Genomic DNA, 21,989 nt, shown 5'->3' with positions numbered 1-21,989 from the left:
ATATTATATGGTACCAGCGGTGAACGCCCCAGACTTATCTGATTTATCTATAAATCGAAACAAGCCTCTCCAGAAACAACTCTATAAAGCCTTAATTGAACGAATTATCAATGGACGGTTATTAGCGGGAGTAAAACTACCTTCTTCCAGAAGAATGTCTGAGTGTTTGGACATCAGCCGTAATACGGTTACACAAACAATAGAGCAACTTAAAAATGAAGGATTTTTAACCAGCAGGGTAGGAAAAGGAGTTTTTGTTTCTAAAAATTTACCGTCCTTCGCAAATTATCCAGATGAACGTCACCCCCACAATGACACGCTTAATAGTGCAACACCTTTACCGAGTTTGTCGGTCTACAGCCAAATGCTAAATTCTTATCCTCGTTTTATGTCACAGTGGCCTACTCTCCTACCCTTCTCACCAGGTGTACCAGATTTAAAAGCTTTCCCTTTTTCTATCTGGAACAAACTTTACCGACAGCATCAAGATAGAATACCAATTAATGGATATGGGAATCCTATTGGATATTTACCTTTAAGAGAATGGCTGGCAGAGTACTTACTGATCACTCGAGGCGTAAGATGTGCTCCAGATCAAATCATTATTACCAATGGCAGACAAGAAGCCTTAAATATATGCGCCAAAGTCATCTTAGAGCAAAATGATTCAATCTTAATGGAAAACCCTGGTTTTTGGGGAGCAAAATTAGCATTTGAATCGATGAATGCAAAAATCAACTTAGTTGGTTTGAAAAATAATCATCTAGACGTTGATTTATTACCACAAATTAATGTAAGTGAAAAGCTCCTCTATACAACTCCAACTTATCAATACCCTATGGGTGGGATTCTTCCACCTTTAGAAAGGAATAAGCTATTAGATTGGGCCGATAAAAATCAATGCTGGATCATTGAGGATGAATCTAACAGTATATTTTCATTCAATGGGAACCCATATGCGGCGCTACAAGGGATGAGAAATAACACTCCAGTAATATTCATTGGAAGCTTTAATAGGGCTTTATTACCTAGCCTGAGATTAGGATATCTAGTAGTACCAAAACCTGTAGTTTCTAGCTTTGTAAGTGTGAAGTCTGTTATTTCAGGGCCATCCACGCTACTCCCTCAAGCAATCATCGCTGATTTTATGAATGAAGGGCACTTTGTTCGACACACTCGTAGAATGCAAAAAAAATACCAAAAAAAATGGGAACACTTTCACAGATTAACACAAAACCGACTTGAACCTAATGTAAATTTGATTACAGGTAGTGGGATTATGTTTGCTGTTCTTTCTACGCCACATCACGATGATAAATGGCTTTCAGAAAAACTACACAAAAAAGGATTTGGCAACGCCCCTCTTTCACTATCTGATGCTAATGAAAAAAAAATATCTGGTTTGATTTTAGGTTGCGCAAATACAAATTCTTCTCAACGTGAAAACTTTGTAGATTATTTGGCACACCTATTAAACAGTGACAAACGCCCCACCAGTTGAATTAATGGTCATTCTTAGAAAGACCCTTATGGATTTGCGCTCACTTATCGAATTAAACTCCGCAAATCCATTAAACAATATCATCAAAGTATAAATGTCGAATAAAAATCACCCATTAAAATCTTATCAAATTTTTGACGCGCGACAATAACATTAATAACTTTCTGACTACATCCCTCGCACTAACTTCTCCCCAAAAAAAGAAGTGCCCCCCGGGAAGGGATTGCGAAAAATGGCTACCAGAGCATTCAACTAGTTCTTGAAGACGCTCCCACTGAGCAGGAGACAGGTCCTTCAATGCATTATCCCCAAGCACCCTCTTAATAAGCACTCTATTTCTAATAAACGCCCAGTTAGAGGTATTCAGTAATACATTTTCCGCATCAGATATCGAATTACCATGAATAATTACAGGAAAAGGATAGTCGTCATAATTGAAAGTGTTCGCGGACTTAAGGCTCCATTCTAAGTCTTCCACAAATTGGCCATTCTTATACATCAGGCCCGCGCCAATCAATCCCACAGGGGTGGCCCCCAGGATCCTCTGCCGATAAATATCTTTTGGGAGAATAGTATGGCCGTTATAGGTACTTTGATCTTCCAGCGCTTGAAAAAACCAGGGGTATAAGCTCTCCCGGTTTGCCAGCCCTTCTGGTGTCATAGCGATATTTTCAGCATTTGCTTTTGGTAAGAAGCCCGGAACAGCGGGATCTCCCGACATGGCAACAAACATCACTATTGAGAAGCTCTTACCAATCGCCTCCTTCCCAAGAGCTCCTGCAATCTTGCATCCCATACTCCAGCCACAGACGATCACCTCTTGCTGCAAGCTATTCTCAGAGACAATCTTGTCAATTACTTCCGCGACCTGCTTACCCCAATCTGCGATGGTGAAATTGGGATAATATCCATCAAAGGCCTTATTGGCGATGGGGAAGGATATCGCGAGAAAAGGGTGACCTGAACGATGTACCCAATAACTGATAAAGTCTTCTTCCCTGGCCTCAGGGCAGCCATAAAAGATACGTGCCAAGTGAGAGTTACCCGGCACAAATACTATTAGAGGTTTGGATTTATCTGCAGCCATATAGCGATAAAGAACGGGGAATCCTGCTGCAGTGCTCATTACCTCCCCTTCTTGCAACCTGCCAGATTCGGTGTTCCCCATGCCGTTTACCACATCTGAATTGTCCTAGTCAGCAGGCTTATTCGCTTAAGGGCACCTCTATTTAAGAGATTAAAAAACACCCCAAACTCTTCAGCTCTTGCTCTTACCTTTTCCTTTACCCCAAACTTCCTCAAGCCGCTGATCCCGCCCGCAGCGAAAGCGGTAGTATTTATAGCGTAGGGGATTGCGCTGATAATAATCCTGGTGGTAAGCCTCTGCCGGATAGAAAGTAGCGGCAGGCTTTATCTGGGTGACAACTTTCTTACCCAGCTCGGCCTCTACTTTCTTCTTACTCTCTTCGGCCAGCTTCTTCTCTTCTTCATTACCGTAAAAGATCTCAGCACGGTACTGGTCGCCCCGGTCACAAAACTGGCCACCGGCATCAAAGGGGTCCACGTTGTGCCAAAAAATATTGAGTAACTCGGAATAACTCACTTTGTTTGCATCATATTTAACTTGCACCACCTCGGCATGGCCGGTGCCACCAGCAGAGACCTGATCATAGGAGGGGTTCTTTACATGACCACCGCTGTAACCTGAGGTGGTTTCCAGCACGCCATTCACTTTGTCATACGGCGGTTCCATACACCAGAAACAGCCTCCAGCAAAAATAGCGGTTCGTATATCAGGAGAATCCTGGGCATATCCGAGGGTGGCTGCCAGAAGAATAAACAGAGTAAAAATACCGCGCATAACGAATTCCTATGGAATGTTCTATTGATGGTTACTCTTCTGTCGACTCATAGAGGGAAACTCTTACAGTGTGACACTACCCTGGCAAGCACGCAGGAAAATATCGCGATATTTCACTGCACTAAACGACATAGGATTACTGGCTGCCGAGGGATCTGCCGCAGCCATATGAGCGATTCTATCGGCGTCTTCGGCTTTAATACCGATTTCAACCAGGGTGTGGGGAATATTTAATTGCTGACGCAGACCGAGAATCCAATTCAGTACGGCATCGAAACCGCTCTCGAACCTATCTTTGCCGGTCAATTGCAGTGAGAGGGCCAACTGCCCCATGGGAACCTCTATAGCAGGCCGGTTGGCTACAAGCACATAGGGCATCAATATGGCGTTGAGTAAACCGTGGTGCTTGTCATATAGGGCACCGAGCGGATGTGCCAGGGCATGAATAGCTCCCAAGCCACGCTGAAATGCGGTGGCTCCCATACAGGAGGCTACCAACATCTGTTGGCGAGCTTTCAACTCAGTGCCAATCATGTAAGCACGGGGCAGATAGTTCTTAATCAGACGCATCCCCTGTAGTGCGATGCCCTCTGCCATGGGGTGGTAAATGGGGGAATAATAAGCTTCCAGGTTATGCGAGAGTGCATCCATGCCAGTGGCTGCAGTAATCTGGGGGGGAAGATCCAGAGTCAGCTCAGCATCCAGTATAACGATATCCGGCAATAGTTTGGGGTGAAATATCAGGCGTTTTACCTTCGCCTGCTCATCGGTTATGACCGCCACCCGCCCAACTTCCGAGCCAGTGCCCGCGGTTGTAGGCACGGCAATTACCGGGAGCATGCCGTCGAGGTCAACCCGCTTATAGTTATCGCCAATATCTTCAAAATCCCAAATGGGACGACGCTGCCCGGCCATTAGGGCAATCGCCTTACCGGCATCTATAGCTGAACCACCACCGAAGGCGATTACGCCGTCGCAATTTTTATCTCGTAACAGCTCGACACCACTGTCAATATTCTCACCATTGGGATTCCCCTTGATTGAGGAGAAAATCTCCACCTCCAGGCCGTATTCCTTACAAGGCACCAATGCGCGTTGAAGCAGTGGTATGCCTGCAATACCGGGATCCGTTACCAGTAAGGGGTGCTGCATATTGAGATCAGAGCAGGCTTTGGCAAGATCTGATATCCGGCCGGGACCAACCCAAATATTGGTAGGAAAATTCCAGTTTACCCGGTATTTATCCACATTATCCTCTCTGCCTTTACCGCCTAACCATTTAAATTTTCTAATTATCCACAGTCTCTATGCGTTTAACCGATAGGATAAGGTTAAAAACAAACTTCTGTTTATGACCTCACCGCTATCTGGATATCCCACCTGTAAAAGCTCGGGGTTATTATCCATAGGCGAAACTAGAGCTGAAAAAAGCGCGATTGTCATTTTAGTAATTGGATCTGTAAAACCAGCAGAAGCATCATTAATCGACTACATCTTCTAAGGACTCGACAGATTCAACCAACTTAATCACTGGAGTAAAGTCCACTGAATGACAGTCACCTTGATAGGACGCAATCAGTAGATCGCTCCCATCCCCCAAAAACCAATTTGCCGAACACTTCCCTTCCGATGTAAAAGTGACAAAGTAACCTGAATATTTGCCAATCTGTACCGAAGAAACTGGATGCTCCAATGGGTGCATTTTTAAGAACGCACTGGGGTCTCCTCCATTAACCAACAACCCTTTCCTCAGAAAAAACCCCATCACATTACCTGTATCATTCTGGCAAAATTCTATTCCCACATAGTCATTATATTCTCTGCGTATCGACCAACCATCGGGGACCTCTAGAGCAATATCTCTATAAACATAGGACTCCGCGTTTAGCACTAGGGGATAAGTTAAGAACACACCATAAATACAACAAGCAATCCACCTCACAACATTTCCCTCTTTACTGGTTTACTAGCCCCCAACTTTAAAGTGAAATGATTTGGGCCTGGTTAGCTGCTCAAACCCGACTCTGGACAAAGTACACCCCCTGCCAGATTGTTTAACGCCGCTCCAGGCCAATTCCGGGTCTAAATAGTCGCAGCGATTGAGAAACACTGTGCCCACTCGCAAGTGATCGCCAATTGCCAGGGCAGTTTCTTCATCTTGTGAAAAAATAGCTGCCGTCAAACCGAAAGGGCTGTTATTCATTAATTCTAGAGCCTCACCATCGTCATGGACTTTTTGCACCCCCAAAACCGGGCCAAAAGATTCATCGCGCATTACCCGCATTTTTTGCCGCACACCAGTAAGTAATTGTGGTGCCATATACTGAGTACCGCGCCTGTCCATGAAAAATTTACTGCTGTGCAGGTGGGGCTGGGCGCCCTGGGCCACAGCTTCGTCAATTTGAGTGCGCACTTTGTCGGCAGCCTCTGCATTGACTAACGGACCCAGGGTTGTTTGAGGATCATCGGGGCGCCCCAATTGGTAATCACCCACTAGTGCCACGGCGCGTTCGACAAATTCTTCGAATAGATTTTCCTGCACATAGGCACGTTCAATACCACAGCAAGACTGACCGGAATTAAAAAAAGCACCATCTACTACAGCCTCTACCGCCAGTTCAAGGTCCGCATCTTCACGCACATAAGCGGGGTCCTTACCACCCAGCTCCAGTCCCAACTGGATAAATCGGCCGGCAACAATACGCTCTATATTGGCCCCGGCATCCACAGATCCGGTAAAAGCAATATGCTGGATTTCTTCGGCACAGGCTAAACGTTGCGTATTGGAATGATTGAGGTGCAAATATTGAAATACTCCGTAGGGCAGACCCGCTTCCCTGAAAGCCTCCACCATACGCTCGGCGCACAAGGGCGTTTGTGCCGAGTGTTTTAATATGACCGCATTGCCGGCCAGCAAAGATGGCACCAGTGCATTTACCGCGGTTAAATAGGGGTAGTTCCAGGGGGCGATCACCAGGGAAACCCCCAGCGGTTCACGGCGTATAAAGCGGGAAAATCCCGGTTTAATTGGCAAATGGATATCTACAAGGGCCTCCTCTGCCAGATTTGCCATGGCCGTAGCGCGCTCTGCAAAGCCGTCTATTTCGCCCGGTGCAAAACGAATGGGTCTGCCCATCATCCAACAGAGTTCCTCAGCCAGGCGATGCTTGCGCTCGGTAAAAAACTCCACTGCACGGTGGACAATGGCGATTCGCTCCACCAAAGGGGTCAATCGCCAGGCTTTTTGTGAAGCCGCCGCCCGATCCAGGGCTACACGAATTTCAGCCTCGCCGGCCAGGGCCCGCTCCAGATATACACTGTTATCGACAGGGGAAATACAGCGCAGGTGGTGCATATTAAATATTCCTTATCCGCGGCTTATTTTGATTTCCTTACCATCCAAAAAATCACAAAAGCGGGCTTTTAAAAGGGCCATTTAAATAATTTCAAAATACCTATCCAGCTCCCAGTCAGTAACATGGCGGCGATACTCGCGCTCCTCCCATTCCCGGCTGGCGGCGAAATGCTCAATAAATTCACTGCCGAATAATTCATGAGCCGTCTCGGAATTTTTTAGACGCTGGGTGGCATCCCATAAAGTGGTAGGCAACGCCTGCTGTGCCTCTTGTGTCAGGGTATAGGCATTACCCTCGATGGGGGTACTGGGCTGCCACTGCTGCATGATCCCGTAAAGGCCGGAGCCCAGGGCGGCGGCCAGCGCCAGATAGGGGTTGGCATCTGCAGCGCCCAGGCGGTATTCCACCCGCTGTGATTTTTCCCCGCCGGGGATGGCACGCAAGGCCGTGGTGCGATTTTCCACGCCCCAGTTCGCACCGGTAGGCGCCCAAAAACCCGGAACCAGGCGACGGTAGCTGTTGATAGTTGGCGCGAACAGAGCCAGGAATTCTGGCATCAGGCGCTGTTGGCCGGCGATAAAGTAACGCATGGTCTCACTGATTCCCTGGGGCTGAGAGCCATCGAAAAACGCGGCATTGCCGTTATTCAAATCGCGCAGCGATAAATGAATATGGCCACTCTGCCCGGGAAGATCGCTGGACCAGCGCGACATAAAAGTCGCCATCAGGCCCATACGCTGGGCCAGCACTTTCATAAAGGTTTTAAACAGTGCGGCTTTATCCCCAGCAGCCTCGACCCTATCCACGGCGATTGCCGCTTCGAGAACCCCCGGGCCGGTTTCTGTATGAAGCCCCTCCAAAGGGAAGTCCATACACTCACCCATTTCGAGGATTTCCCGGTAGAGTTCGGCATGAACCGAATTGCGCAGCATTGAATAGCCAAACCAGTCCGGCGTGAAAGGCTTCAGATTGCGAAAGCCCTTTTCCCGTACCGACTCGGGTGTTTCATCAAATAAAAAGAACTCGTATTCCAAAGCCGCGAAGGGCTCAAATCCAATAGCCCGACAACGGTCTACCACCCGCTGCAGAGCCGCACGCGGACACACGACCTGAGCCCGTTCATCAAACTCCGCCAGGAATAACAGCATATTGTCTTCAAAGGGAATATCGCGACAGCTGTGCGGCAGGATACGCACCGGCGCGTCTGGGTAGCCCGTGTGCCAGCCGGTATAACGGGTATTGTCATAGAGCTGGTCTTTGACATCCCAGCCCAGCACCACATCACAGAAGGAAAACCCCTGCTCCAGGGCAGAGAAGAATTTTTCACGGCTCATATATTTGCCGCGCATGACCCCATCCAAATCAAACAGGCCCACTTTCACATGACTGAGACCGCGCCCCTCAACGATGGCACGAGCCTCCTGAACGGTTTTTACCTCCCGCGCTTTGATCATGGCCATCCCTGCCCATTGTTGTTATCAATGTCCTACAGGATAGACCCGCCAGCCGAGCCTTGACGCCCCATATTTCCTTTAAGGGCGTGACTTTCAGCCGTGCCGAACTGCATATATAATCCGCGCTCCAAATTTTTCGTTTTACCCAGTTCAGGACCAGCAATGAGCTTCGACAAGATCCCCGCAGGTAAAGACCTGCCCAGCGATATCAACGTAATCATCGAGATCCCTGCCAACTCCGACCCCATCAAATATGAGGTGGACAAGGACTCAGACGCCGTATTTGTGGATCGTTTCGTTGCCACTCCCATGTTCTACCCAGCCAACTACGGTTATGTACCCCAGACTCTGTCCGAAGACGGCGACCCCCTGGATGTACTGGTAGTGGCACCCTACCCGGTAATGGTTGGCTCCGTGATCCGCTCTCGCGTGATCGGCGTTCTGAAAATGACCGACGAATCCGGTGTTGACGCCAAGCTGCTGGCGGTACCTCACACCAAGCTGACCAAGCTGTACGATCATGTTCAGGAAATTGGCGACCTGCCCGAGCTGCTGCTCAAGCAGATCGAACACTACTTCGAGAACTACAAGGCTCTGGAAGCTGGCAAGTGGGTGAAAGTGGAAGGCTGGGCCGACGCTGAAGAAGCGCGCAAAGAAGTGCTTTCCTCTCGCGAGCGCTACCTGAAAGAAGAAGGCTAATCACAGCTTCTCTTAAGCCCGGCACGATTTTGTATTGGCCGGGCTGACAGGCATAAAAAAACCGGCATCTAGCCGGTTTTTTTATGCCTGGGCGCTGTAATCAACGCGAATCGCAGAAGATCTAATTGAGATCCCATTGGGGAATATTGACTGGTGCAGCAACTGTTTCGGCCCGCTCGCTCTCATCCAGTAACAACCCTTCCGCCGCGCGCAGGCTGATATGTTCGATGGGCACCTGCACCTCCGCTATCGACTCGCGTTCGTGGTCCTTAATCAGATTGCCCTCCATTGGCGCGAGCGTCCAGTTTGGAACGCGAGGGCCCTCTGGCTGAGTTGTTTGACTCGGCTCGGGCACCGGAGGGATGTTTTCAGGGCCACCCTCGCTTTTCAGGTTGACCTGAGCCCCAACCTTGGCCAGGGTCGCTTGAAATTGCTCCGCCTGGGCGCGACTCAACCCCTTGCGCAGCACCAGCGGTCGACCACTAAACAGTTTTTCCACTGCCTGCGGGCTGCTCTTAAACAAGCGCGCCAAATTGGCCTTCACATCACCGGCGGTAAACCCGGCAATCAGGTCGCCGCGGAAAATCAGGCTATAGGTGGCTTGGGTCATCACTCAATCCCTATGTGTAATGCTGGTTGGATAATACTTGCTGTAGCCAGTTTATTCTTCGGAATCTAGGGTTTGATCCATGGTAAAGGCGGGGGCCTTTTCTATCCGGCCACCGACTTGACGCGCGGGGACACCGGCCACTGTGATGTGGTCGGGGACGTCCTGTAGAACCAGGCTACCCGCAGCAATCTTCACATCCTCACCCACCCGCACAGGCCCCAATATCTTGGCGCCGGCACCGATCATAACCCCGTGACCAATCTTCGGGTGGCGATCCCCGGAACCGCGACCGCTGCCGCCCAGAGTCACCGAATGCAAAATAGAGACATTATCGCCCACCACCGAGGTCTCTCCCACGACCAGGCCCGTAGCGTGGTCAATCATAATGCCGCTGCCAAATTGAGCTGCGGGATGGATGTCCACAGAAAACTGTTCCGACACACGGCTCTGGAAGTACAGCGCGAGCGTCGTGCGGCCCTGCTTCCACAGCCAGTGGGCAATTCGGTGCGACTGCAGTGCATGAAAGCCCTTGAAGTAGAGAAAGGGGGTGAGGTACTGATCACAAGCGGGATCGCGATCGTACCAGGCACAGATATCCGCCAGCATACTGCGGGATATCCCTGTATCTGCTTGTAAGGCCGAAGCGATCACCTCCTGCAAAGCGGTGGAGGTGAGTGCATTGTGATCCAGGACTGAGGCTAACTGGTCGGCGATTGCGTGCTCCGCCGACTTGTGGCGCAGCACCGTATTGTGAAAATAACTCGCCAGAATTGGTTCATCCCTGGCAGCTGCGGCAGCCTCTGCGCGCATAGCACTCCATACGTCTCTGGGCTCAGTTTGGCTGTCGATATTCAGTTCCTCACCTGTCGTACTCATTTTCCCGGCGCTTTCCTACTGTATTTGATTTGTCTCACACAACTTTGCGCCATTGGGCCCGCGCAGCTTCGCAGGAATACCAGGGCCTTTCAAGCGCCATCCGGCGGTGAAAATAAAGCGTACAGATTTGCATAAGTTTTGCTCAGAGCGGCATATCTGTCGGATAACAGTGATCCGGAATCCATACAAAGCGCGTATAGATTTGCTCCAGCTGCTCGCAAACTGTGTCACACAACGCCAAGTCGCAGGAGCGCAACTGTGCCTCCAGGCGTTCGGGTGTCAACAGGTGCTGTAGCTCCAGGGCTCGCGGTGCATAACTCAAATGCCAGCGCTCAGGTGCAACGCCACCGAGATCTTCGGCATAGGGACGAAACAGGCCATAACTCTGCCCCGCGGCTATACGCTGATCCAGCCATTGGTGAAAAGCGCCGAAAACCCCATCATCGGCCACTTCCTGTGGGGTGAGCTGTACCTGGTAGTCCTCGGCTACAGCGGCGGCATCGATAATATCGAAATCAGTACCCCAATGGTGGCGCGAGGCACCGGGCAGTGCCGACCAACGCAGTATGGCCAGCACTAACTCCTGCGGTGGCAGCTCAGAGACTTCAAGCTCTTCGCCATCGGTGTTCAGCACTGGACGCAGACCTTGTGCCTTGTTATTCCAGATGGTGCGCTGGCGCTCAAAGCTGCGGAAACCTGAGACCACCTTGGGGTCAAAACCGGCATCTCGCGCATCGCGCCGCAGGCGCTGAAATGCCACCAGTGCCTCAGGGTGCAGCAGCTGTCCTGAGGGTGGATCGAGGATAACGTGCATATCGGTTAGCCCGAAGAGCATACTCTTAAGCGGTGTGGATAACATTTGGCTCCTATAGACAGGCGATTTTCAAAAGGCGGGCTAAAGTGAGTAAACCCCCAGCTATTACTCTACCAAAGAGCGGTATGGAATAAGTGGCCAATGGAAATGCTAGGCAAAGTAATAGGCGCTGTCTTAGGCCATGCGGCGGTTATCTTTGTTGGCAGCTTGCTAATTTATGTTAAGTTCAGCCCCGCGATTGGGGATTGATCGTGACTACTGGACGGAAAACCTTGCAGGGAAAACTGAATGCACCCAAGTCAATCAGAACTACTTAAGCTGAAAAATTTGGGGCTCGCCTCCGTTAACATCCTTCACTCCATTGGTATTCGCACCTACGAAGACCTCCACCGTATTGGCCCGGTTGAGGCCTTTATCAGTATTCGCAACCGCGGGATCAACGCATCGCGCGTCATGCTTTATGCACTGCAAGGTGCTCTACTTGATGTGCACTGGAACGATCTGGACCCAGATCTTAAACAGCAATTGGTCACTGAAGCCGACCGCCTGCTGGCTACACAGAACTCAAACTAAAGCCTGTCACCAACAATTTTAGAAAGGGAAAAGCTACGCTGGGGCCCTTGCGCATCTGAGTGCCTGCGCAAGATGTACCGAGACGTTCGCACAGGCCCTTAATGCCTTACCCCATGCCACAGCTACCCAATAACTCGAGCTTTTGTCACACAAACCACCACAACCTATCTAAACTTGTCTAAGGGCAAAGAGACGGAGAGAGCCGATGTTGCGCATTGGGCTATTCCTGCTGACCAACCTTGCGGTATTAGTTCTGGTTGGCATCATCTTCAATATTTTTGGCATCGGGGGCATCCTTCAGGCCAACGGGGTCGATCTGAATCTGGGGGCACTGTTACTCCTCTGCGCTCTTTTTGGGTTTGGTGGTTCGTTTATATCCCTGTTTCTCTCCAAGACCATCGCCCGCATGAGTACCCGCACCCAGATTATCACCGAGCCGCGCAGCGCCGATGAGCAATGGCTGGTGGAGACTGTGCGGGAGCTTTCGCGCAAGGCCAATATCGGTATGCCGGATGTGGGTATTTTTCCCATGCCCCAAGCCAATGCCTTTGCCACCGGCTGGAATCGCAACAACGCTCTGGTCTCTGTGAGTGCCGGGCTATTGCAACGCTTTAGCCGGGAAGAGGCCCGCGCGGTGATCGGCCATGAGATCGGTCACGTGGCCAACGGCGATATGGTAACTCTGGCGTTGATTCAGGGAGTGGTGAATACCTTTGTGATGTTCTTCGCACGGCTGGTCGGTTTCTTTGTCGACCGGGTGATACTGCGCAATGAGCAGGGCCTTGGCATCGGCTACTACGTTACCTCTATCGTGATGGATATTATTTTTGGCTTCCTCGCCATGTTTATCATCGCTTGGTTCAGCCGCCGCCGGGAGTATCGCGCAGACCACGCCGGTGCCACCCTCGCCAGTCCCAATTCAATGATCGCCGCACTGCAACGGCTCAAAGTGGAATCTGAACGGGGTCACGAGGAGCCGCTGCCGGGCAATATGAAAGCCTTCGGTATTTTCGGCAATATGGGCGCACTATTAGCCACCCATCCACCCTTGGATGATCGTATCCTGGCCCTGCAAAACTTCCGTAAGTAATACCCAGATTGCTGTTGGCACGTTTTAGGGGCGGGTTTTAATTCTTTGCCGCGCCCCCATCTTCACTCCCTCACAACGAGCAAAGTAAACTTTTCATTAAAGTGCTAAAGCGAAGACAGCGACCATGACACCGCTTAAAACTCTGCCCATTACTCTGTCGATCCTTTTATTCATTCTCAGTGCTCCCCTGTACGCAGAGGTACAGGAGTTCGCCACAGATGATGAACGCAACACCATGCAGGTGTTTAATTTTGCCAGCCCCTCTGTGGTGTATGTCACCAATGAAACCCTGGTTCGCGATCGCAGAACCCTGCGCCTGCACGCAGTACCCAAAGGCGCCGGCAGTGGATTTATCTGGGATGAACAGGGTCACGTTGTGACCAATTTCCATGTTATCGAGGGCGCGCGTAAAGTCACAATCACCCTGCAGGACCGCAGTGAGTGGCCCGCCACTGTAGTGGGTTCCGCTCCAGAAAAAGATTTGGCGGTATTAAAAATCGAGGCTCCGAAAAAATTACTTAAACCACTGGTTGCCGGTACTTCCAGTGAACTCTCTGTGGGCCGAAAAGTACTCGCCATCGGCAACCCCTTTGGCCTCGATACCACCCTAACCACCGGAGTGGTCAGCGCGTTGGGTCGTGAAATCGAGGCCGCCAACAACCGCACCATTCGCAATGTGATTCAAACTGATGCCGCCATTAATCCCGGCAACTCTGGCGGTCCTCTGCTCGATTCCCTCGGCCGTCTGATCGGGGTAAATACCGCCATCTATAGCCCCAGCGGTGCCAGTGTGGGCATCGGTTTTGCTATTCCTGTGGATACTGTAAAGAAAATAGTGCCGCAACTGATTAACTACGGCCGCCTGGTGCGACCGATTCTCGGCATTGAATCCGCACCGGATCAGTGGAGCAGCCGCTACGGTTTTGAAGGTGTGGCGGTGCTGCGCACAGCCCCTGGTATGCCGGCGGAAAAAGCCGGGTTGCAAGGCATTTATCGCACACGCCAAGGGGGCTGGCAGCTCGGAGACGTTATCGTGGAAGTCGAGCAGCAACCCGTCCGCAGCTACGACGACCTGCTCAACGCACTGGAGAAGTACCGCGCCGGCGACCAGATCACTTTGGGGATAATGCGCAACGGGACAATCCGCTACACCTCGATTACACTCGCAGCGCCCAAATAAATCGGGGCAGAATCTGGCGCAGCTTCCCCAAATCAACCTATCTGGAGAGAAGGCGCCGCAATAACGAATAAATCATTGCGCCTAAGGCCGACCAGTTATGCAGAAATACTTCCTGTGCCGTTACGAGGAATTAGCGGAAGGGCAATCCAAGGGCTTCTCCCTCGGTGACACCGCCGCCGGCACCAACAATGTGTTTGCGGTAATGAAAGGGGGCGAGGTTTTCGCCTATAAAAACACCTGCCCTCATCGCGGTATCAATCTCGACTGGCAGGAAGACCAGTTCCTCGATCCCGATGGCGCACTGATCCAATGCGCCTCCCATGGGGCGCTGTTCACCATTGAAACCGGCGAGTGTATTGCCGGGCCCTGCACCGGCGATTCACTTACTCCCATACCCGTCGAATACGCCCAAGACGGCCTCTACGCCCTGCTGCCTGAATAAGATTTTACTGGCTGGGTGGCCCCCACCCGGCCAGTTACTCTAAATTCCCTCAGCGAAACGGCAGAGCTTCGCCTAAAACGATTTCATCGGCGCTCATCCGCGCACGGTAAGCGAGCACCTGCACACCGGCTGAGATAGCACTGTCGAGAGCTTTAGCATAAGCCGGGTCAATTTCTCGCGCTGCCTCTACGCTATCTATGCCACTGTGCTGTACACAGTAAAAAAGCACTGCACGCACACCACTCTCAGCCAACTTCTGTAACTCACGCAGGTGCTTAGCACCGCGAGCACTCACCGCATCGGGAAAATAACCCCGCGCACCATCCGCCAGGGTGACATTCTTAACTTCCACATAGCAGTCGCCAGCATCGCCAGACAACAGAAAATCGATGCGGCTGTTTTCTTCGCCATAACGCACTTCCCGACGCAGGGATTCATACCCTTGCAACTCACTAACCACACCGGAATTTATTGCCTCTTCCACCAGGGCATTCGCGCGCCCAGTATTAACGCCGGCCAGAGATCCATCCGGTGTTGTACAAATTTCCAGCGTGTGGCGGTACTTGCGCTTGGGATTGCCCGAGTCCGAATACCAACAGGCGCCGCCTTCGATCCAGCAATTTTTCATAGAACCGGTATTTGGGCAGTGGATGGTAAATTTCTCGCCATCAGCCGTCTCCACATCAGCGAGGAAACGTTTGTAGCGGCGCAACAGGGTGGCCTTTTGTAACTCAGGGGAAAACTTCACTGGCTGGCACTCTTGTACATTTCAGCGCCACAAAATAGCAGACAACTATTTGTGGCGCGAATCGCGCAGATTTGATAGCTTCCTCGCTCTCGGTCGCCGGGGTACCGGCAATCGGGGCAAGGATTAGCCTGCCACCGCAACTGATTTGATAGGTGAAAAAAGCATCACCCAAAAAGATTCCGGTCTAGGCTAGATTGAATTTGGTGGTATCGCCCCCATTATCGGGGGCCCGTAAAGAAAGAGAGGCAACGACTATGCCCAAAACTGCTGCGAGCACCGATTCTCTGCACGGCTTTGAGCCCTACAAGGAGACTAAGGGCGAAGAGTACATGAATGAGAAGCAGCAGGAGCATTTCCGCAACTTGCTGTTGGCCTGGAAGGCCGAACTGATGGCGGAAGTGGACCGCACCGTTTCCCACATGAAAGACGAGGCTGCAAACTTTCCCGATCCCGCTGATCGTGCGAGCCAGGAAGAGGAGTTCAGCCTTGAACTTCGCACCCGCGATCGCGAGCGCAAGCTGATTAAGAAAATCGACGCCACCCTGGAACTGATCGACCAGGATGATTACGGTTTCTGTGAAGCTTGTGGGGTCGATATTGGTATCCGCCGTCTTGAAGCGCGCCCCACCGCAACCCTGTGTGTGGACTGCAAAACCCTGGCGGAAATCAAAGAAAAACAGCTTTCCGGCTGATTTTTTCCCATCGTATTGCGGCGATCACCCTTGATCGCCCGGCTCGACAGGGCGGTCGACGGGACCGCCCCTATCACTTTGAATAGTAAAACGCCCTATTTCGGTCGCTTCGCGCCTTCGCCGAGCGGTCCTCTGCATTTCGGCTCGCTAGTGTGCGCACTCGGCAGCTATCTGGACGCCCTTGCGCATGGCGGGCACTGGCTCGTGCGTATGGAAGATCTCGACCCCCCGCGCGAGGAGCCCGGCGCAGCCACTCGAATACTGAAATCCCTGGAATCCCATGGGCTGCACTGGCACGGCCCCGTGGTGTGGCAAAGTAAGCGCCACGCCCAGTACGAGGCAGTCCTGTCACAGTTACGCCAACGCGGACTCCTATATCCATGTCATTGCTCACGCAGCCAGATCCGTCAAAATGGTGGGCACGACAATCAAGCCTGCCGGATAAAAGACGGGGGCACAGGTGCCTGCGCCCTGCGCCTATCCTGTGCCGGAGGCGAGGAGCACTTCGAAGATATCTGGCGCGGGCCCCAATCCCAGCCAGTGCGTGAAGACACCATTCTCAAGCGCCGCGATGGCCTCTACGCCTATCAGCTGGCGGTAGTGGTCGATGATATTGCCCAGGGCATTACTCATATCGTGCGCGGAACGGACCTGCTCGACACCACCGCTGCACAAATTCGCCTGTTTCACCTGCTCGATAACAGAGCACCGATCTTCGGCCACCTGCCGCTGGTCATGGGACCGGGGGGGGCGCAAAAACTCAGCAAACAAAACCACGCACCGGCCATCGACGACAACCGAGCCGCTAGCAATCTCTGCACCGCACTGGATTTTCTCGGCTTTCATGTCGCGGATGGGCTGGAGGGCGAGGCGCCAGAACATATTCTCAAGTGGGCTGCTGCACGCTGGCAGCGTCACCAGATCGATAAACGCGACCGACAATTGCACTGATCGTTGGAGGCAATTAACATTTTTGCGCCAGCCGACAGGCTCGCCATTTAACTTTTCACCCTCCACGCGGATTTACATAACAACCTATGAGCAACCGCACCCTGCTAATCCTGCTCGTGCTGGTGGGCTATGTGTTCTCCCCCACCATATTTACCTGGATGATCAACCCCGTTGGCGCCTGGTACCGGCCCTTTATCCTCTGGTTCGTTTTGATCCTGCTGGCGATTTTTATCCAGTGGAGGCGCAACTCAAATGAGCTTTGAGATCGCCCATATTGCCCTGATCGGGGTTGCCTACATCGCTACCTTGTTCTTTGTCGCTTTCGCCACTTCCAAGGGCTGGCTGCCCGCACGCTGGGTGCGCCATCCACTGGTGTACGTACTCTCGCTGGGGGTCTCTCTATCCGCCTGGACGTTCTATGGCATTGTCGACCTCGCCTGGCAGTACGGCTACGGGGTGCTTGCCTACTACCTGGGCACCGGTGCCATGTTTTTATTTGCGCCTGTGGCACTGGAGCCCCTCGCGCGCCTGGCCCAACGCTATCAGCTCTACTCCCCCGCAGATCTGCTGGTTTTCCGCTACCACAGCCGCCAGGTGGGCACTCTGGCCACCCTGTTTATGCTATTGGCGCTATTACCATTGGTCGCCCTACAGATCCAGGCGGTGTCGGAAACCTTGGCACTGCTGTCACGAGACAGCGTCGCCGCCCTCGGCCTACCCGACAGCGGTGTTTCCAGTAAAAACCTGATCGCCTTTTTCTACTGTGTGCTGTTGGCAGTCTTCACCAGTATGTACGGCGCCACCCGTGAGCGCGGTGAGGGCCTCGCCAGTGCCATGGCACTGGAATCCCTGGTTAAACTGGTGGCTCTGACCGCGGTCGGTGGTTATGCCGTTTACGGTGTGTTCGGCGGTTTCTCGGGGCTCGACCAGTGGCTGCTGGAAAACAATGATATGCAACAGCTGCTTTACACCCCCATTGAACAGGGCTCCTCGCATACGCTGCTGTTAGTCTTTATCGCTACCGCCGTGGCCATGCCACATATCTTTTACCTCAGCATCGCCGAGCGCCCCACCGGCCAGGCCCTGCGCACCGCCAGCTGGGGTTTTCCGCTTTTCCTGTTGCTAATGGCGCTGCCGATCTTTCCGATTATGTGGGCGGGCTTCGCCCTGGATGTGGCTGAACCGGTACAGTACTTCTCGCTGGCGGTGCCGCGTGCCAGTGGCTCAGCCCTGCTCACAACACTGGCCTTTATCGGCGGGCTGTCCGCCGCAACAGGCGCACTGATTATGATCACCCTGGCACTGTCTACCATGGTCATGAATCACTGGCTGCTACCGGGCACCCGCTGGGACTCCGAAGACAATATGTACCGCCAGTTGGTGTGGCTGCGCCGCGCTTTAATCGCTGCATTGTTTATCGCGGGTTTTGCCTTTTATCTGCTGCTGGACAATCGCCTTTCCCTGTCGGATTTAGCCCTGCTGGCCTTTATCGGTTCCCTGCAGTTTCTACCGGGTATCTTCGCCGTTATTCACTGGCCGCGAGGCAATCGACGTGGCCTGATTGGCGGACTTCTGGCGGGGATGTTGATCTGGGGTTGCGGCCTGTTGCTGCCATCGGTGTTCGAACTAACCGGTATCACCCTACCGGGTACTTCTCTGCAGATACCCCTGGGCATGTCCATCTGGACCCAGGTCACTACCCTGTCTCTCGGTGTCAACATAATCCTATTCGTCAGCCTCTCACTGTTCACTTCAACGAGCAGCCTGGAGCAATACGCCGCCGACCTATGCAGTGACGACACCATCGCCCAGGCTCTGCGCCTGGGGCTCGATGTACAGTCCGCAGCGGACTTTCGCCTGCGCCTGGCGGAGAGCCTAGGGGCGGCCACCGCCAACACCGAAGTGAAGCGCGCCCTCAATCAGCTCAACCTGCCCGATAACGAGCGCCGCCCCTATGCCCTGCGCCAGCTTCGCAATCGCATTGAATCCAACCTGTCCGGGCTGCTCGGACGGGTACTGGCCGGCCAGATTATCGATCGCCACTTTCCCTTTCAGAACAGCGATCAGCCGGCCAACAAGGATATCCACCTGATCGAGACACGCCTGGGGCGTTACAAGCACCAGCTGACCGGTCTGGCGGCAGAGCTGAACAATTTGCGGCTGTACCACCGGCAAATGCTGGAGGAGCTACCCATGGCCGCCTGCTCCCTGGGGCGCGACGGCGAGATACTGTTGTGGAATTACGCCATGCAGGATCTCACCGGGATTGCCGCCGTTGAGGTAATTGGCTCCAAGCTGGAATATCTGGCCGAACCCTGGCGCAGTCTGCTAGCGGAGTTTGCCGAATCCAGCGATGCCAGCCGCTTCAAGCAGCAAGTCAGTCTCGGCGGCAATAGCCACTGGCTCAACCTGCACAAAACCCGGCAGAAACGCAGCCGCAGCGGGCGGGCCCGCAACCAGCGTGGCGATGGGCAGATGCTACTGCTCGAGGACATCACCGAGACCCAGACACTGGAGCAGGAGCTGATTCACAGCGAACGCCTGGCCTCGGTGGGACGCCTCGCCGCCGGTGTCGCCCATGAGGTGGGCAACCCAGTGACCGGTATCGCCTGCCTGGCACAGAACCTCCAGTTCGATTGCGACAACCCGGAAGTGCTGGAAACCGCCGACCAAATCCTCAGCCAGACCCAGCGCATCAGCCGCATCGTACACTCACTGGTGAATTTCTCACACAGTGGCAGCCAAGAGAGCGAGCGGGCTCCGGTAGACCTCTACGCCTGTGTGCAGGAAGCGGTACACCTGCTATCCCTGCAACGGGATAAAACCGAGGTGCGCTTCGAAAATGCAGTCCCAGCAGATCTAATCGCCCCCGGGGATAACCAGCGTCTGATCCAGGTATTTATCAACCTGCTCAGCAATGCCCGCGACGCCAGCCCGGATGGCGGTCTCATCAGCATTGAAGGTCAAGAGGCCAAGGGTTGTGCCTGTGTGTCAGTCACCGACGACGGCCCCGGTATCTCTGCCCAACACCGCGAGCGTATTCTGGAACCCTTCTTCACGACCAAGGAACCTGGAGAAGGTACAGGCCTGGGCTTGGCCATGGTGTACAGCATTGTTGAGGAGCACGGAGGGCAGCTAGAGCTAGAGAGCCCGGCCAATCCGGAGACCGGCCGCGGCGCCAGATTTACTGTACAGCTGCCCTTGGCAGGCTAAGACTCCAGCCGGCAAACCGGCCAGGAACTGGGCAAAAATAACCCGGTTATCCGTTTTTGAGTTGCATCGAAACGGCGGCCGGGTAAAACTAGGCGTTTATTGAGCATTTTGTAACCAGGCGTAACATATGAGCCACATCCTGATCGTCGAAGATGAAGCCATTATTCGAACGGCGCTGCGCAAACTGTTAGAGCGGCACCGATATAAGGTCAGTGAGGCGGGCTCAGTTAGGGAGGCCCTTAGTAAGCACCGGGTCAATGAAGTGGACCTGGTTATCTCAGACCTGCGCCTACCCGGTGCACCGGGCACCGACTTGCTCAAACATGCCGGTGAAGTACCGGTATTGATCATGACCAGTTACGCCAGCCTGCGCTCCGCTGTGGACTCCATGCGCATGGGCGCCGCGGACTATATCGCCAAGCCATTCGACCACGACGAGATGCTCGCCACCGTGCGCCGCGTCATCGGCAAGGCCGAACAAAGTCGCGCCCAAGCGCCTTTGGATAAAAGTAACCCAGGCACTATCGCCGGAATGATCGGCGACAGCATGGCTATGCGCGAACTCTATAGGCGCATTCACAAAGTGGCACCCACAGACGCCACCGTACTGGTGCATGGAGAAACCGGCACCGGTAAAGAGCTGGTGGCCAAAGCTATCCATGAAGAGAGCCGCCGCGCTGGCAAGCCGTTGATCTCGGTCAACTGTGCCGCCATTCCCGAGACATTGATCGAATCGGAGCTGTTTGGTTACGAAAAGGGCGCTTTTACCGGCGCCCAGAGTGCCCGCGAGGGATTGGTTGCCGCCGCTGATGGCGGCACCCTGTTTCTCGATGAAATCGGTGAACTCCCGCTAGAGGCTCAAGCACGGCTATTGCGAGTGATACAAGAGGGTGAGGTGCGCCCAATTGGCTCTATCGAGTCGCACAAAGTGGATGTGCGCCTGGTTACCGCCACCCACCGTAACCTGCGTCAACTTGCCGCTGAACGCAAGTTCCGCGAAGACCTCTACTACCGCATCAACGTGGTGCAGATGACTCTGGCACCGCTGCGCGAGCGCGGCCGCGATGTCCTTGCACTGGCAGAGCACCTTCTCGAAAAGTTCTGCACCAAAATTGAGCGCCCACTGCTGCGCCTCTCTCCCGAGGCAGTTCAGGCAGTCACCACGTACACTTGGCCTGGTAACGTTCGCGAGCTGGAGAACGCCATACAACGCGCGGTCATCCTCACCGACCGTGACAGCCGGGAAATCGACCACAAAACCCTAGATATAGACTTGGACCTGGTCCCCGTGGAGGAGGCCATCGGCGAGCCTCGTCCGCGCAGCCTGCATACCGATCCTCGCGAGGATCTCTCGCTGGAGGACTACTTCGCTCGCTTCGTAATCGAGCACCAGGACACCATGAGCGAGACCGAGCTGGCGAAAAAGCTGGGGGTCAGCCGCAAGTGCCTGTGGGAGCGTCGCCAAAAACTGGGCATTCCCCGCAAGAAAACCCGCCGCAGCGCGGTTGCCGAAGCCTGATCAACTTTCTTGGGGGCTGAGCCCCCTCCCTCACCTACGCCACTCTTCCTCAACAAGTAGCCCCTTAAACTACTCTTCAACAGGCTTTAGCCGCGTCCATGACCGCTGTCCCACTTTGTTACATCACTGGTAACAGAGGGAAGTGTTACCCAAGACCTACCTCAAGTAACAGTTGCCGCACCTTACGTAACGCAATGCCACCCAGAAAAGTTCCATCAATTTTCGTAAAGATTGTAACTTGTTGATTTATAAGGATTTTTAAAAGTTGGCACACTAAATGCTTTACTCTTAGTACAAAAATTAAAAACGGCCAACAATAAAAATAAATGACCGTTAAAAGCCCTATAACTACTCAAAATAAGTGGGCGAAACACAATAAAAATAATGGGGCGGCCGATAACAAAAGCAAT

At 53.0% G+C, this 21,989-nt stretch carries 21 protein-coding genes; 11 read left to right on the top strand and 10 right to left on the bottom strand.

Annotation, left to right across the window (positions count from 1 at the left end):
• Window positions 1–19: 19 nt before the first annotated feature.
• A complete protein-coding gene (pdxR, locus tag ACJJIV_RS15335) occupies window positions 20–1,501 on the top strand; it encodes a MocR-like pyridoxine biosynthesis transcription factor PdxR (protein WP_444889530.1) in 1,482 nt (493 codons plus the stop codon).
• Window positions 1,502–1,616: 115 nt separating this feature from the next.
• On the opposite strand, the gene ACJJIV_RS15330 is transcribed toward pdxR, so the two are convergent.
• The 6 genes from ACJJIV_RS15330 to ACJJIV_RS15305 all read right to left on the bottom strand — a co-directional run bounded on the left by ACJJIV_RS15330 (window position 1,617) and on the right by ACJJIV_RS15305 (window position 8,172).
• A complete protein-coding gene (locus ACJJIV_RS15330; protein ID WP_444889529.1) occupies window positions 1,617–2,627 on the bottom strand; it encodes a lipase family protein in 1,011 nt (336 codons plus the stop codon).
• 132 nt (window positions 2,628–2,759) lie between these two features.
• A complete protein-coding gene (gene msrA, locus ACJJIV_RS15325) occupies window positions 2,760–3,362 on the bottom strand; it encodes a peptide-methionine (S)-S-oxide reductase MsrA (RefSeq protein ID WP_252083147.1) in 603 nt (200 codons plus the stop codon).
• 63 nt (window positions 3,363–3,425) lie between these two features.
• Window positions 3,426–4,610: an iron-containing alcohol dehydrogenase gene (locus ACJJIV_RS15320; protein ID WP_444889528.1), complete on the bottom strand. Its 1,185-nt coding sequence runs from the start codon at window positions 4,608–4,610 to the stop codon at window positions 3,426–3,428.
• A 232-nt stretch (window positions 4,611–4,842) separates the two neighbouring features.
• Window positions 4,843–5,304, bottom strand: a complete 462-nt coding sequence (locus ACJJIV_RS15315) for a hypothetical protein (protein WP_444889527.1) — start codon at window positions 5,302–5,304, stop codon at window positions 4,843–4,845.
• A gap of 24 nt (window positions 5,305–5,328) precedes the next feature.
• Window positions 5,329–6,717, bottom strand: coding sequence for an aldehyde dehydrogenase family protein (locus ACJJIV_RS15310; protein ID WP_444889526.1), 1,389 nt, complete (start codon window positions 6,715–6,717; stop codon window positions 5,329–5,331).
• An 81-nt stretch (window positions 6,718–6,798) separates the two neighbouring features.
• Window positions 6,799–8,172, bottom strand: a complete 1,374-nt coding sequence (locus ACJJIV_RS15305) for a glutamine synthetase family protein (RefSeq protein WP_444889525.1) — start codon at window positions 8,170–8,172, stop codon at window positions 6,799–6,801.
• 162 nt (window positions 8,173–8,334) lie between these two features.
• Here ACJJIV_RS15305 and ppa point away from each other — a divergent pair, with 162 nt between their 5' ends.
• A complete protein-coding gene (gene ppa, locus ACJJIV_RS15300) occupies window positions 8,335–8,871 on the top strand; it encodes an inorganic diphosphatase (protein WP_020412430.1) in 537 nt (178 codons plus the stop codon).
• A 121-nt stretch (window positions 8,872–8,992) separates the two neighbouring features.
• On the opposite strand, the gene ACJJIV_RS15295 is transcribed toward ppa, so the two are convergent.
• The 3 genes from ACJJIV_RS15295 to ACJJIV_RS15285 all read right to left on the bottom strand — a co-directional run bounded on the left by ACJJIV_RS15295 (window position 8,993) and on the right by ACJJIV_RS15285 (window position 11,216).
• On the bottom strand, window positions 8,993–9,481 hold the full coding sequence (locus tag ACJJIV_RS15295; RefSeq protein ID WP_444889524.1) for a hypothetical protein: 489 nt from the start codon (window positions 9,479–9,481) through the stop codon (window positions 8,993–8,995).
• A 51-nt stretch (window positions 9,482–9,532) separates the two neighbouring features.
• A complete protein-coding gene (gene cysE, locus ACJJIV_RS15290) occupies window positions 9,533–10,357 on the bottom strand; it encodes a serine O-acetyltransferase (protein WP_444889523.1) in 825 nt (274 codons plus the stop codon).
• A 142-nt stretch (window positions 10,358–10,499) separates the two neighbouring features.
• On the bottom strand, window positions 10,500–11,216 hold the full coding sequence (locus tag ACJJIV_RS15285) for a M15 family metallopeptidase (protein ID WP_444883911.1): 717 nt from the start codon (window positions 11,214–11,216) through the stop codon (window positions 10,500–10,502).
• 243 nt (window positions 11,217–11,459) lie between these two features.
• On the opposite strand from ACJJIV_RS15285, the gene ACJJIV_RS15280 reads away from it, so the two are divergent.
• The 4 genes from ACJJIV_RS15280 (at window position 11,460) to ACJJIV_RS15265 (ending at window position 14,456) form a co-directional block, all read left to right on the top strand.
• A complete protein-coding gene (locus ACJJIV_RS15280; protein WP_252083155.1) occupies window positions 11,460–11,744 on the top strand; it encodes a TfoX/Sxy family protein in 285 nt (94 codons plus the stop codon).
• A 205-nt stretch (window positions 11,745–11,949) separates the two neighbouring features.
• The gene (htpX, locus tag ACJJIV_RS15275; protein ID WP_252083156.1) at window positions 11,950–12,834 is read left to right on the top strand and encodes a protease HtpX; all 885 of its coding nucleotides are present in this window, start codon (window positions 11,950–11,952) and stop codon (window positions 12,832–12,834) included.
• A 124-nt stretch (window positions 12,835–12,958) separates the two neighbouring features.
• On the top strand, window positions 12,959–14,014 hold the full coding sequence (locus tag ACJJIV_RS15270) for a S1C family serine protease (protein ID WP_444889522.1): 1,056 nt from the start codon (window positions 12,959–12,961) through the stop codon (window positions 14,012–14,014).
• Window positions 14,015–14,111: 97 nt separating this feature from the next.
• Window positions 14,112–14,456, top strand: a complete 345-nt coding sequence (locus ACJJIV_RS15265) for a Rieske (2Fe-2S) protein (RefSeq protein ID WP_444889521.1) — start codon at window positions 14,112–14,114, stop codon at window positions 14,454–14,456.
• A 49-nt stretch (window positions 14,457–14,505) separates the two neighbouring features.
• Here ACJJIV_RS15265 and sfsA read toward each other — a convergent pair whose 3' ends face one another.
• Window positions 14,506–15,204, bottom strand: a complete 699-nt coding sequence (gene sfsA / locus ACJJIV_RS15260) for a DNA/RNA nuclease SfsA (RefSeq protein WP_444889520.1) — start codon at window positions 15,202–15,204, stop codon at window positions 14,506–14,508.
• A gap of 254 nt (window positions 15,205–15,458) precedes the next feature.
• Between sfsA and dksA the strand changes: the two genes are divergently transcribed.
• The 5 genes from dksA to ACJJIV_RS15235 all read left to right on the top strand — a co-directional run bounded on the left by dksA (window position 15,459) and on the right by ACJJIV_RS15235 (window position 21,579).
• Entirely contained in the window at window positions 15,459–15,896 is a 438-nt protein-coding gene (gene dksA, locus ACJJIV_RS15255) for an RNA polymerase-binding protein DksA (RefSeq protein WP_152454721.1), read from the top strand.
• Between the two features lie 78 nt (window positions 15,897–15,974).
• Window positions 15,975–16,847, top strand: coding sequence for a tRNA glutamyl-Q(34) synthetase GluQRS (gluQRS, locus tag ACJJIV_RS15250; RefSeq protein WP_444889519.1), 873 nt, complete (start codon window positions 15,975–15,977; stop codon window positions 16,845–16,847).
• Window positions 16,848–16,933: 86 nt separating this feature from the next.
• On the top strand, window positions 16,934–17,110 hold the full coding sequence (locus ACJJIV_RS15245) for a hypothetical protein (protein ID WP_252083161.1): 177 nt from the start codon (window positions 16,934–16,936) through the stop codon (window positions 17,108–17,110).
• A complete protein-coding gene (locus ACJJIV_RS15240; RefSeq protein ID WP_444889518.1) occupies window positions 17,100–20,060 on the top strand; it encodes an ATP-binding protein in 2,961 nt (986 codons plus the stop codon). The genes ACJJIV_RS15245 and ACJJIV_RS15240 overlap by 11 nt, the downstream gene beginning before the upstream one ends.
• Window positions 20,061–20,187: 127 nt before the next feature.
• A complete protein-coding gene (locus ACJJIV_RS15235) occupies window positions 20,188–21,579 on the top strand; it encodes a sigma-54-dependent transcriptional regulator (RefSeq protein WP_252083163.1) in 1,392 nt (463 codons plus the stop codon).
• The last annotated feature ends 410 nt before the right edge of the window (window positions 21,580–21,989 follow it).

This window comes from Microbulbifer mixtoriginis (SeqCode), from assembly GCF_052466765.1.
Note: the sequence above shows the minus strand (reverse complement) of the source record. Positions and strands in the feature narration are given on the sequence as shown.

Coding starts and splice junctions, on each gene's coding strand:
- ACJJIV_RS15245 (WP_252083161.1), top strand. CDS start 16,934: ATGAGCAACCGCACCCTGCTAATCCTGCTCGTGCTGGTGGGCTATGTG.
- ACJJIV_RS15265 (WP_444889521.1), top strand. CDS start 14,112: ATGCAGAAATACTTCCTGTGCCGTTACGAGGAATTAGCGGAAGGGCAA.
- msrA (WP_252083147.1), bottom strand. CDS start 3,362: ATGCGCGGTATTTTTACTCTGTTTATTCTTCTGGCAGCCACCCTCGGA.
- ppa (WP_020412430.1), top strand. CDS start 8,335: ATGAGCTTCGACAAGATCCCCGCAGGTAAAGACCTGCCCAGCGATATC.
- ACJJIV_RS15310 (WP_444889526.1), bottom strand. CDS start 6,717: ATGCACCACCTGCGCTGTATTTCCCCTGTCGATAACAGTGTATATCTG.
- ACJJIV_RS15285 (WP_444883911.1), bottom strand. CDS start 11,216: ATGTTATCCACACCGCTTAAGAGTATGCTCTTCGGGCTAACCGATATG.
- htpX (WP_252083156.1), top strand. CDS start 11,950: ATGTTGCGCATTGGGCTATTCCTGCTGACCAACCTTGCGGTATTAGTT.
- ACJJIV_RS15295 (WP_444889524.1), bottom strand. CDS start 9,481: ATGACCCAAGCCACCTATAGCCTGATTTTCCGCGGCGACCTGATTGCC.
- ACJJIV_RS15330 (WP_444889529.1), bottom strand. CDS start 2,627: ATGAGCACTGCAGCAGGATTCCCCGTTCTTTATCGCTATATGGCTGCA.
- dksA (WP_152454721.1), top strand. CDS start 15,459: ATGCCCAAAACTGCTGCGAGCACCGATTCTCTGCACGGCTTTGAGCCC.
- ACJJIV_RS15240 (WP_444889518.1), top strand. CDS start 17,100: ATGAGCTTTGAGATCGCCCATATTGCCCTGATCGGGGTTGCCTACATC.
- ACJJIV_RS15280 (WP_252083155.1), top strand. CDS start 11,460: ATGCACCCAAGTCAATCAGAACTACTTAAGCTGAAAAATTTGGGGCTC.
- ACJJIV_RS15270 (WP_444889522.1), top strand. CDS start 12,959: ATGACACCGCTTAAAACTCTGCCCATTACTCTGTCGATCCTTTTATTC.
- ACJJIV_RS15305 (WP_444889525.1), bottom strand. CDS start 8,172: ATGATCAAAGCGCGGGAGGTAAAAACCGTTCAGGAGGCTCGTGCCATC.
- ACJJIV_RS15235 (WP_252083163.1), top strand. CDS start 20,188: ATGAGCCACATCCTGATCGTCGAAGATGAAGCCATTATTCGAACGGCG.
- cysE (WP_444889523.1), bottom strand. CDS start 10,357: ATGAGTACGACAGGTGAGGAACTGAATATCGACAGCCAAACTGAGCCC.